Genomic DNA, 10,833 nt, shown 5'->3' on the forward strand with positions numbered 1-10,833 from the left:
GCCGCGGTGGCGCGGCTGGCGGTAAGCAGGGCGGCCTGCGCCTGCCAGTGCGCGGCGGCCTTGTCGATCTCGCCCGCCAGCTGCGACAGCCGGGCGTCGGCGCCCCGCAGTTGTTCCAGCTCCGCGGCGATGCGCTCGCGGGTGGCCGCCAGCTCCTCCATCGACACCCGGTGCTTGCGCGCCAGGTCGTGCAGGCGGCCGAGCCGGCGCTCGATGTCCTCGAACGCCTCCGGGTCGCTGTCCAGGTCGTCCTGGACCCGGTCCAGCTGGGCCAGGGCTTCGTGCAGCTGGATGCCGGCGGCGTCGAGCATGCCGTCGATCTCGCCCAGCCGCGGGTCGTGCTGGCTGACCCGCGACAGCTCGTGCCGTACCTGCTGCAGCAGGCCGAGCAGGGACGGGCCGTCGTCGCCGTTGAGCGCGGCGCCGGCGTACTGGCAGGCTTCGATCAGCGCGGTGGAATGCGCCTGGCGGCGGTGGCTGGCGGCCAGCGCGGCCACCGCGGCCGGCTCCAGTTCCTCGCGCTGCAGCTCGCCGAGCTGGTGTTCCAGGAAGGCGATGCGGTCGGAGACGTCGCCCTGTTGCGACAGCGCGTCGCGCTCGTCGATCAGCGCCTGCCAGCGGCTGCTGGCGGCGCGTACCGCGGCGCGCTCGGCGTCGTTGCGGGCATAGGCATCGAGCAGGGCCAGCTGGCTGGGGCGCGACAGCAGCGCCTGCTGCTCGTGTTGGCCATGGATCTCGACCAGGAAGGCGGCCAGTTCGGCCAGCTGCGACACCGGCACCGGGCGGCCGTTGATGAAGGCGCGCGAGCCGCCGTCGGCGCGGATCACCCGGCGCAGCTGGCACTGCTCCTCGTCGTCGAGCTCGTTGTCCCGCAGCCAGCGGCGTGCGGGGGCCTGGTCGTCGAGGTCGAACTCGGCCGAAAGCTCGGCCCGGCTGGCGCCGTGGCGGACCACGCCGCTGTCGGCGCGCAGCCCGGACAGGAAGCCCAGGGCGTCGACCATCAGCGATTTGCCGGCGCCGGTTTCGCCGGAAACCACGGTCATGCCTGGCCCGAACTCCAGTTCGGTGGCGCGGACAACGGCGAAATCCTTGATCGAGAGATGTCTGAGCATGGTCGGCAGTGTGTGTGGCCGCGCAAAGCTAGCATGTGCATGCGGCGGGTCAATCCGGGAAGGGCGTTCCGGGCGTCACATTAATGCGCGCCGGTCGCACCGGGTGAGCCGGAGCCTTGAAACCCGGGGGGCAGCCCACATACGGGGGAGCAGGCAGGCGGCAGAACGACCGCCAGGGAACCGGAAATGAACCAAGACCACCCCGAATTCGAGACCGACAACAGCGCCGACGGCATGGCCGGGGCGCAGGACGCGCAGGTCCAGGCGCTGCGCGCCGAGATCGAGCAGCTCAAGGGCGAGTCGCTGCGCGAGCGCGCCGACCTAGAAAACCAGCGCAAGCGCGTGGCGCGCGACATCGAGCAGGCGCGCAAGTTCGCCAACGAGAAGCTGCTGGGCGAACTGCTGCCGGTGTTCGACAGCCTGGACGCCGGGCTGGCCGCCGCGGGCAGCGAGCCCAGCCCGCTGCGCGAAGGGCTGGAGCTGACCTACAAGCAGCTGCTCAAGGTCGCTGCCGACAACGGCCTGACCCTGCTCGACCCGGTGGGCCAGGCCTTCAATCCGGAGCACCACCAGGCCATCAGCCAGGTCGATGCCCCGGCCGGGACGGACCCGGGCGTGGTGGTCACTGTGTTCCAGAAGGGCTACCTGCTCAACGAGCGCCTGCTGCGGCCGGCGCTGGTGGTGGTGGCCCGGGTCGACTGACCCCGGCCGGCTGGCCGCTGCCTTAACGCCGGCGGCCGGCGGCAAACAGCGTTCCGGGGGTGGCTTGAATGTCATCCGGCCATCCCCCACATCCCGTTCATACCCGGCGGCTGCCGGCACACGAATCCTCAGGAGTCCCCCATGGGCAAGATCATTGGTATCGACCTCGGCACCACCAACTCGTGCGTGGCGATCATGGACGGCGGCAAGGCCCGCGTCATCGAGAACTCGGAAGGCGACCGCACCACGCCTTCCATCGTCGCCTACACCAAGGACGGCGAAGTGCTGGTGGGCGCCTCGGCCAAGCGCCAGGCCGTCACCAATCCGAAGAACACCTTCTATGCGGTGAAGCGCCTGATCGGCCGCAAGTTCACCGACGGCGAGGTGCAGAAGGACATCGCCCACGTGCCGTACGGCATCCTGGCCCATGACAACGGCGACGCCTGGGTGCAGACCAGCGACGGCCGCAAGATGGCGCCGCAGGAAATCTCGGCCAAGGTGCTGGAGAAGATGAAGAAGACCGCCGAGGACTTCCTGGGCGAGAAGGTCACCGAGGCGGTCATCACCGTTCCGGCGTACTTCAACGACAGCCAGCGCCAGGCGACCAAGGACGCCGGCCGCATCGCCGGCCTGGACGTCAAGCGCATCATCAACGAGCCGACCGCCGCGGCCCTGGCCTATGGCCTGGACAAGGGCGACAACAAGGACCGCAAGATCGTCGTCTACGACCTGGGCGGCGGCACCTTCGACGTGTCGATCATCGAGATCGCCAACGTCGACGGCGAGAAGCAGTTCGAAGTGCTGGCCACCAACGGCGACACCTTCCTCGGCGGCGAAGACTTCGACAACCGCGTCATCGAGTACCTGGTGGACGAGTTCAACAAGGACCAGGGCATCGACCTGCGCAAGGACCCGCTGGCGCTGCAGCGCCTGAAGGACGCGGCCGAGCGCGCCAAGATCGAGCTGTCCAGCGCGCAGCAGACCGAGGTCAACCTGCCGTACGTCACCGCCGATGCGTCCGGCCCGAAGCACCTGAACATCAAGTTGACCCGCGCCAAGCTCGAAGCGCTGGTGGAAGACCTGATCAAGAAGTCGATCGAGCCGTGCCGCACCGCGTTGAACGATGCCGGCCTGCGTTCGAGCGACATCAACGAAGTGATCCTGGTCGGTGGCCAGACCCGCATGCCGAAGGTGCAGCAGGCGGTCAGCGAGTTCTTCGGCAAGGAGCCGCGCAAGGACGTCAACCCGGACGAGGCCGTGGCGCTGGGCGCCGCGATCCAGGGCGGCGTGCTGGGCGGCGACGTCAAGGACGTGCTGCTGCTGGACGTGACCCCGCTGTCGCTGGGCATCGAGACCCTGGGCGGCGTGTTCACCAAGATCATCGAGAAGAACACCACCATCCCGACCAAGGCCTCGCAGGTGTTCTCCACTGCCGAGGACAACCAGTCGGCGGTGACCGTGCACGTGCTGCAGGGCGAGCGCGAACAGGCCCGCTACAACAAGTCGCTGGCCAAGTTCGACCTGACCGGCATCGAGCCGGCGCCGCGCGGCCTGCCGCAGGTCGAGGTGTCCTTCGACATCGACGCCAACGGCATCCTGCACGTCTCGGCCAAGGACAAGAAGACCAACAAGGAGCAGAAGGTCGAGATCAAGGCCGGCTCGGGCCTGTCCGAGGACGAGATCAACCGCATGGTCGCCGACGCCGAGGCGCACCGCGAGGAAGACAAGAAGTTCCAGGAACTGGTGCAGGCGCGCAACCAGGCCGACGGCCTGATCCACGCCACCCGCAGCGCCATCACCGAGCACGGCAGCAAGGTCGGCGGCGATGTCATCGGCAAGGTGGAAGCGGCCCTGGCCGACCTGGAAACCGCGATGAAGGGCGACGACAAGGCGCAGATCGAGGCGCGTTCCAAGGCGCTGGAGGAAGCCGGCCAGTCGCTGTACGCCGCCGCTTCGGCCGGCGAGCAGGGCGCCCCGTCGCAGGGTGCCGGCGCCACGGGCACGCCGAACGACGACGTGGTCGATGCCGAGTTCACCGAGGTCAAGGACGACAAGAAGTCCTGACGTCCAGTGCCCCTCTCCCTGCGTGGAGAGGGGTTGGGGTGAGGGTTCGGGAACGCATCGCGGTCCCGGGCCCTTGTCGCATCAACGAACCCCCGCCGCAGCCCTCCCCTGGAGGGGGAGGGAGAGGTAAAGCATGAGCAAGCGCGATTACTACGAAGTACTGGGTGTCTCCCGCGACGCCGGCGACGAGGAGCTGAAGAAGGCCTACCGTCGCTGCGCGATGAAGCACCACCCGGACCGCAATCCGGGTGATGCCGCGGCCGAGGCCGCCTTCAAGGAGTGCAAGGAGGCCTACGAGGTCCTGTCCGACGGCAACAAGCGGCGCATGTACGACGCCCATGGCCACGCCGCGTTCGAACACGGCATGGGCGGCATGGGCGGTGGCCCCGGCGGCCCGGACATGGGCGACATCTTCGGCGACATCTTCGGCAACATCTTCGGGGGCGGCGGTGGCGCCCGCCAGGCCCGTCGCGGCGCCGACGTCGGCTACGTGATGGAACTGGACCTGGAAGAGGCGGTGGCCGGCGTGGAGCGCCGCATCGAGATCCCGACCCTGGTCGAATGCGGCGACTGCGATGGCAGCGGCTCCGAGGACGGCAAGGTCGAGACCTGCAACGTGTGCGGCGGCCGCGGCCAGGTCCGCATGCAGCGCGGGATATTCGCCATGCAGCAGGCCTGCCACAACTGCGGCGGCCGTGGCCAGATCGTCGCCCGCCCGTGCAGGACGTGCCATGGCAACGGCCGCGTCGAGGAAGACAAGGTGCTGTCGGTCAAGGTGCCTGCCGGCGTCGATACCGGCGACCGCATCCGCCTGCAGGGCGAGGGCGAGGCCGGCCCGGCCGGCACCCCGCCGGGCGACCTGTACGTGGAAGTGCGCGTGCGCGAGCATCCGATCTTCACCCGCGATGGCGACGACCTGCACTGCGAGGTGCCGATCCGCATTTCGCAGGCGGCGCTGGGCGACGCCGTGCGCGTGGCCACGCTGGGCGGCGAGGCGGAGATCCGCATTCCCGCCGAGACCCAGACCGGCAAGCTGTTCCGCCTGCGCGGCAAGGGCGTCCGCTCGGTGCGCAGCCGTACCGAGGGCGACCTGTACTGCCGCATCGTGGTGGAAACGCCGGTCAACCTGACCGCCGAGCAGCGCCGGCTGCTGGAGCAGTTCGAGGCCACCTTCGGCGGCGAGGAGGCACGCAAGCATTCGCCCAAGTCGGCCACCTTCCTGGATGGCGTCAAGGGCTTCTGGGACCGCATGACCTCGTCCTGACCCGGCGCGATCAATGCAATGCGATCACGAAGCCGCAGCCTGCTGCGGCTTCGTCGTTTCCGGCATTTGGTTGCGTGCGCATCCATGCCGCCGGCCGCGGTTTGCGCAGGCGTAGAATGCGGCGATGAACGACGTCGACCACAGCCATCTCGTGCACGGTCGCCGGCAACGCCCGGACGGGCCCTCGCCGGTGGACGTGATTTCCGTACAGTCGCAGCTGGTCTACGGCCATGCCGGCAACAGCGCGGCAGTGCCGCCGCTGCGCGCGCTGGGCCTGCGCGTGGCGGAGATTCCCACCACCCTGCTCAGCAATGCGCCGTTCTATGCGACGCTGCGCGGCCGCGTGCTGCCGGCAGACTGGTTCGCCGAACTGCTGCAGGGGGCCAGCGAGCGCGGCCTGCCGCAGCGCGCCGGCGCGCTGGTGTCCGGCTATTTCGGCAGCGTGGCCAACGGCGCGGCGTTCGCCGACTGGCTGGACACGGTGCTGCCGTCCTGCCCGGGCCTGCGCTACTGCCTGGACCCGGTGATCGGCGATTCCCACACCGGCCCCTATGTCGAGCCGGGGCTGGAGCGCATCTTCGCCGAGCGGCTGCTGCCGCATGCCTGGCTGGTTACCCCCAATGCCTTCGAGCTGGGGCGCCTTACCGGCATGCCGGCGCTGCAGCAGGACGATGCCATCGCCGCTTCGCGCGTGCTGCTCGAGCGTGGCCCGCAGTGGGTGATCGCGCATTCGGTGTCCGGGGTGCCGGGCGAACTGGTGACGCTGGCCATCGGCCGCGAAGAAGTCTGGCGCTGGGCATCGCCGCACCTGCCGGTGGACGTGGCCGGCACCGGCGACGTGCTGATGTCGCTGCTGGTGGCATTCCTGCTCAAGGGCCATCGCTTCGAGGATGCGGTGGGTCGTGCCATTGCCGGCGTGCATGCCGCGCTGGAGGCGACGCTGGCGCACGGCGTGGAGGAGTTCGACGTATTGGCGGCGGCGCCGGCGGCGCTGGGCACACCGCACCGCTTCCGCGCCGAGCGGCTGGCGTGAGCGGAGCGCAGGCCCCGGTCGTCGGCATCGTCGGCAGCGGTGGCGCCTATGGCCGCTGGTTGCGTGGGTTCTTCCAGTCGCGCATGGGGCTGGAGGTGATCGGCCATGATCCGGTCGACGCCGCTTCGCAGACGCCGGAACAGCTGCTCGAGCGCGCCGACGTGCTGCTGTTCTCGGCGCCGATCCGGCATACGCCGGCACTGATCGACGAGTACGCGCGGCGTTCGGATGGGCGCGAACGCGGCAGGCTGTGGCTGGACGTGACCTCGATCAAGAGCGCGCCGATGGCGGCGATGCTGCGGTCGCAGGCCTCCGTGGCCGGGTTGCATCCGATGACCGCGCCGCCCAAGGCGCCCACGCTCAAGGGCCGGGTGATGGTGGTCTGCGAGGCGCGCGTGCAGCCGCACTGGCAGCCGTGGCTGCAACGCCTGTATGCCGCGCTGGAGGCCGAATGCGTGCCGGCCACGCCCGAGCACCACGACCGGGTGATGGCGCTGGTGCAGGCGATGGTGCATGCCAGCCACCTGGCCCAGGCCGGCGTGCTGCGCGGTTACGCACCGCTGCTCGGCGAGCTGCAGGCACTGATGCCGTACCGCTCGACCGCGTTCGAGCTGGATGCGGCGGTGATCTCGCGCATCCTGTCGCTCAACCCGGCGATCTACGAGGACATCCAGTTCGGCAATCCGCATGCGGGCGAGGTGCTCGACCGCCTGCTCGAGCAGCTGCAGCAGCTGCGTGCGCAGCTGGCCGATGGCAGCGACGCGGCGCGGGCGGCCTTCCGCAGGCAGTTCCTCGACGACAACCGCCAGGCGGTGGGCGAGCAGGCGCTGCGCGATGGCAACTACAGCTTCGAGCGCCTGGGCTACCTGCTGGCCGACCTGACCGACACGCGCGCGATGAGCGTGCACCTGCCCGAGGATAGAGCCGGTTCGCTGCGCGAGCTGCTGCATGTGTTCGAGCGGCATGGCATCAGCCTGTCCTCGATCCACTCCTCGCGTACGCCTGGCGGCGAAGTACATTTCCGCATGGGCTTTGCCCAGCGCTATGCGCCGGAAGTGCTGGATGCCGCCGCACGCGAAATCGACCACAGCGGCATCGGCCGGGTACTGGATCGCTGAGCCGGCGTCATCCACAGCGGGTGTGGATGACCTGCGCACAAGCCTGTGGATGAACGCCGGCAGCCCTTGCGGCGCAAGGCTGTCAAGATGGGTGGCGAAATATTGACCGGGCATCGCCGACGATGCGGCGATGGCATCGGATGCGACTGTGTGGAGCCGGAATGCGCGCGCGCCGGCATGGCCGTCGTTGCCATGCGCATTCATCCACAGCGGGTGTGGATGACCTGCGCACAAGCCTGTGGATGAACGCCGGCAGCCGTTGCGGCACAAGGCTGTCAAGATGGCTGGTCAATTCTTCACCAGCCGGATGTGCGCACCGGAGGCGATGCCAGCGGGCAAGGCGGCAGGCTGGCGCGCGGGCGGCAGTCGCGGGCGGGGCGCTGCCGCCGGCCGTTCAGATGTGCAGCCGCACCTGTCCGTCGAGCGTGACGAATTCGCGCGCGTTGCGCCGCAGATGGCGGCCATCGTCCAGTTCATAACGCGGCGTGGTATCGCCGTTGCCGGTGCCTGCGGGCTCGGGAACGAACTCGATGATGATGCGGCTCTCGCCGTTGCTGTCGGTGGCGGGGAACTGGCGGAACGACATCGGCAACCTCCTGCGTGGCATGCAACCGGGTACGTCCGGGCCAGCCTGCATCGGCGCGCGTTAGCGCGGCGTCGTCAGTCGATGAACTGCAGCCGCGCCAGCTCCGCGTACAGGCCGCCCTCGCGCAGCAGCTGCTCGTGGGTGCCCTGCGCGACGATGCGGCCATGGTCCATCACCACGATGCGGTCGGCCTTGAGCACGGTGGCCAGGCGATGCGCGATCACCAGCGTGGTGCGGCCGGCCATCAGCCGTTCCAGCGCCTGCTGCACCGCGCGCTCGCTCTGCGCGTCCAGCGCGCTGGTGGCTTCGTCCAGCAGCAGGATCGGCGCGTCCTTGAGCAGCGCGCGGGCGATGGCGATGCGCTGCTGCTGGCCGCCGGACAGGCGCGCGCCGCGCTCGCCCAGTTCGCTGGCGTAGCCCTCGGGCAGGGCGCGGATGAAGTCGTCGGCCTCGGCGGCGCGGGCGGCGGCGTACACCTCCTCGTCGCTGGCCTGCAGGCGCCCGTAGCGGATGTTCTCGGCGGCACTGGAGGCGAACAGGGCCGGTTGCTGCGGCACCAGCGCGATGCGTTCGCGCAGCGCCGCCGGTTCGGCCTGGCGCAGGTCGATGCCGTCGACGCTGATGGTCCCCGCCTCGGGGTCGTGGAAGCGCAGCAGCAGCGACAGCACCGTGCTCTTGCCGGCGCCCGAGGGGCCGACCAGGGCCACGGTCTCGCCCGGCCGTACGTGCAGGGTGAAGCCATCCAGCGCCGGGTGCCCGGGGCGCTGCGGGTAATGGAAGACCACGTCCTGGAAGCGGATGTCGCCGCGCAACGGCGTGGGCAGCGCCAGCGGCGCGGCCGGCGCGCGCACGCCGGGGCGTTCCTGCAGCAGTTCGGCGATGCGGCCCATGCCGCCGGCAGCGCGCTGCAGTTCGTTCCAGACCTCGGCGAGCGCGCCGACCGAGCCGCCGCCGATCAGCGCATAGAACACGAACTGGCCCAGCTCGCCCTTGCTAATGCGCCCGGCGATCACGTCGTGCGCGCCGGACCACAGCACCAGCACCACCGCGCCGAACACCAGGGTGATGACGATGGCGGTGACCAGCGACTGGGTGCGGATGCGCCCGCGCGCGGTGGCCACCGCCACCGCCACCGCGTCGGCGAAGCGGCCGGTCTCGTAGCCTTCGCGCGCATGCGCCTGTACGGTGCGGACCGCGCCGAGGGTCTCGCTGGCGAGGTTGTTGGCATCGGCGACGCGGTCCTGGCTGGCGCGCGAGGCTTTCTCCAGCCGGCGCGCGCCGAAGATGATCGGCAGGACCGCCAGTGGAATGCCGACCAGGGTGAAGGCGGCCAGGCGCGGACTGGTGACGAACAGCATCGCCAGGCTGCCGACCACGGTGACGGTGCTGCGCAGCGCCACCGACATGCTGCTGCCGACCACGCTGCGCAGCAGTTCGCTGTCGGCCGACAACCGCGAGACCAGTTCGCCGCTGCGGTTGCGGTCGTGGAACTGCGCATCCAGCGCGATCAGGTGCGCGTAGAGCTGGCGCCGCAGGTCGGCCACCACCTTCTCGCCCAGCAGCGATACGAAGAAAAAGCGCGCGGCGCTCGCCACGGCAAGCACCACCACCACCGCGAACACCAGCAGGAACACCTGGTCGATGTTGCTGCCGTTGCTGAAGCCGTCGTCGATCATGCGCCGGAACGCGACCGGGAAACTCAGCGTGGCCACCGAGGCCACCGCCAGTGCCACCAGCCAGGCGGTGAACAGCCCCATGTGGCGGCGCACGAACGGCCACAGCGCCCGCAGCGTGCCCAACCGTGCCTTGGCGGAAGAAGAGGGAGCGACGGCGGTATCGGTCATGGGCGTGGCAGTGGGAAGGGAAAGGGCGGTGCCGGCGTCAGCCGCCGGCATCGAGCCAGCGCACCCTGTCACGGGTGGCGTCGCGCAGGTGGGTTTTCAAGCCGTCCACGCGCTCGGCGGGCAGTTCGATGGCCAGTTGCGCGCCGTGCTCGTCGAATGCCTCGCCCAGCTTGTCCGCCGCGTGCGTGGCCAGTTGCGTGTACACGGTGCCGAGTTCGTCGAACGGGCAGGCCAGCCGCAACCGGCACATCGCCACCAGCGGCAGGCGCGGCGCCAGCCGCAGGCATTCGGCCGCGGTGCCGCCGTAGGCGCGCACCAGGCCGCCGGCGCCGAGCTTGATGCCGCCGTACCAGCGGGTCACCACCACCGCGACGCGGTCGTAGCCCTGGCCATCGATCGCGGCCAGGATCGGGCGACCGGCGGTGCCGGCCGGCTCGCCGTCGTCGCTGGAGCGGTACTCGTTGCCGCAGCGGTATGCCCAGCAGTTGTGGGTGGCATCGGCCACCGAGACCGCGGCGACGAAGGACAGCGCATCGGCCGCGTTGCCGATCGGCATGGCCTGGGCAAGAAAACGGCTGTGCTTGATCTCCAGCAGGTGGCTGGCGGGCGCGGCGAGGGTATCGGGCATCGCCCCCATTCTAGGCCGCTGGCCGCGGGTTTGCCGCCCTGGCCAGGCGCGGTCGCCGCGGCCGCCGGCCCGGTGCCGCTCAGTTGCCCAGCAGCGGCCGCAGATCGCGCGGGATGCGGGCTTCCGGGTAGGTCTGCACGAAGCGCTCCAGGCTGGCACGTGCGCTGTCCAGGTCGCCTTCGGCGCGACGCGCGCGGATGCGCTCCAGCCATTGCCGGCGTGGAAGCTGCGCGTCCGCGTCGGCGGGTGCGACCGGCATGACCTCGATGCGTGCCTGTTCGCGCAGCGCGGATGCGGAGGCGCGCACCTGTGCATCGGCGGGTGCTGCCGCAGGGGCGGCGCGCAGGCGCATCTCCGGCTGTGCCGCGGCCTGCTCCACGGCAACGGGTGCCGGTTCCAGCGTGTAGGTGGGTGCGGCAGGTTCCGGCGCGGTTGTCGCTGCCGCTGCCGGCGTGGGCGCACCTGGCGGCGGAGGGGGGGCG

General features: G+C 70.2%; 9 protein-coding genes and 1 pseudogene. 5 read left to right on the forward strand and 5 right to left on the reverse strand.

Features of this window, described 5'->3' with window-relative positions:
- Nucleotides 1-1,112, reverse strand: a 1,112-nt coding sequence (locus ABB33_RS17750; RefSeq protein ID WP_056932967.1) for a DNA repair protein RecN, incomplete at its 3' end; no start/stop codon positions are given.
- Nucleotides 1,113-1,298: 186 nt separating this feature from the next.
- Here ABB33_RS17750 and grpE point away from each other — a divergent pair.
- The 5 genes from grpE (at nucleotide 1,299) to ABB33_RS17775 (ending at nucleotide 7,293) form a co-directional block, all read left to right on the forward strand.
- Complete coding sequence (gene grpE, locus ABB33_RS17755) at nucleotides 1,299-1,814, forward strand: nucleotide exchange factor GrpE (protein WP_056932968.1); 516 nt, start codon at nucleotides 1,299-1,301, stop codon at nucleotides 1,812-1,814.
- Nucleotides 1,815-1,955: 141 nt separating this feature from the next.
- Nucleotides 1,956-3,878 (forward strand): molecular chaperone DnaK, encoded by a 1,923-nt coding sequence (gene dnaK / locus ABB33_RS17760; RefSeq protein WP_054666617.1) that lies wholly within the window; start codon nucleotides 1,956-1,958, stop codon nucleotides 3,876-3,878.
- Between the two features lie 133 nt (nucleotides 3,879-4,011).
- Nucleotides 4,012-5,142 (forward strand): molecular chaperone DnaJ, encoded by a 1,131-nt coding sequence (gene dnaJ, locus ABB33_RS17765; RefSeq protein ID WP_056932969.1) that lies wholly within the window; start codon nucleotides 4,012-4,014, stop codon nucleotides 5,140-5,142.
- Nucleotides 5,143-5,266: 124 nt separating this feature from the next.
- Nucleotides 5,267-6,175 carry a pyridoxal kinase gene (gene pdxY, locus ABB33_RS17770; protein ID WP_056932970.1) on the forward strand — a complete coding sequence of 303 codons (909 nt, stop codon included), beginning with the start codon at nucleotides 5,267-5,269 and terminating at the stop codon, nucleotides 6,173-6,175.
- Complete coding sequence (locus ABB33_RS17775) at nucleotides 6,172-7,293, forward strand: prephenate dehydrogenase (RefSeq protein ID WP_054666612.1); 1,122 nt, start codon at nucleotides 6,172-6,174, stop codon at nucleotides 7,291-7,293. The genes pdxY and ABB33_RS17775 overlap by 4 nt, the downstream gene beginning before the upstream one ends.
- A 394-nt stretch (nucleotides 7,294-7,687) precedes the next feature.
- Here the strand turns inward: ABB33_RS17775 and ABB33_RS17780 are convergent, their stop codons facing one another.
- The 4 genes and pseudogenes from ABB33_RS17780 to ABB33_RS18865 all read right to left on the reverse strand — a co-directional run.
- Nucleotides 7,688-7,879 (reverse strand): hypothetical protein, encoded by a 192-nt coding sequence (locus tag ABB33_RS17780; protein ID WP_054666611.1) that lies wholly within the window; start codon nucleotides 7,877-7,879, stop codon nucleotides 7,688-7,690.
- 74 nt (nucleotides 7,880-7,953) lie between these two features.
- Nucleotides 7,954-9,723 carry an ABC transporter transmembrane domain-containing protein gene (locus ABB33_RS17785; protein WP_056932971.1) on the reverse strand — a complete coding sequence of 590 codons (1,770 nt, stop codon included), beginning with the start codon at nucleotides 9,721-9,723 and terminating at the stop codon, nucleotides 7,954-7,956.
- Nucleotides 9,724-9,760: 37 nt separating this feature from the next.
- The gene (locus tag ABB33_RS17790; RefSeq protein WP_056932972.1) at nucleotides 9,761-10,351 is read right to left on the reverse strand and encodes an IMPACT family protein; all 591 of its coding nucleotides are present in this window, start codon (nucleotides 10,349-10,351) and stop codon (nucleotides 9,761-9,763) included.
- 79 nt (nucleotides 10,352-10,430) lie between these two features.
- Nucleotides 10,431-10,833: pseudogene (locus ABB33_RS18865) on the reverse strand (hypothetical protein); the annotation flags it as partial.

It is taken from the genome of Stenotrophomonas acidaminiphila, assembly GCF_001431595.1.
GTDB lineage: Bacteria > Pseudomonadota > Gammaproteobacteria > Xanthomonadales > Xanthomonadaceae > Stenotrophomonas > Stenotrophomonas acidaminiphila.

Excerpts from the sequence above, each read along its gene's own strand:
- grpE (WP_056932968.1), top strand. The coding sequence starts at position 1,299 with ATGAACCAAGACCACCCCGAATTCGAGACCGACAACAGCGCCGACGGC.
- dnaK (WP_054666617.1), top strand. The coding sequence starts at position 1,956 with ATGGGCAAGATCATTGGTATCGACCTCGGCACCACCAACTCGTGCGTG.
- dnaJ (WP_056932969.1), top strand. The coding sequence starts at position 4,012 with ATGAGCAAGCGCGATTACTACGAAGTACTGGGTGTCTCCCGCGACGCC.
- pdxY (WP_056932970.1), top strand. The coding sequence starts at position 5,267 with ATGAACGACGTCGACCACAGCCATCTCGTGCACGGTCGCCGGCAACGC.
- ABB33_RS17780 (WP_054666611.1), bottom strand. The coding sequence starts at position 7,879 with ATGTCGTTCCGCCAGTTCCCCGCCACCGACAGCAACGGCGAGAGCCGC.
- ABB33_RS17785 (WP_056932971.1), bottom strand. The coding sequence starts at position 9,723 with ATGACCGATACCGCCGTCGCTCCCTCTTCTTCCGCCAAGGCACGGTTG.
- ABB33_RS17790 (WP_056932972.1), bottom strand. The coding sequence starts at position 10,351 with ATGCCCGATACCCTCGCCGCGCCCGCCAGCCACCTGCTGGAGATCAAG.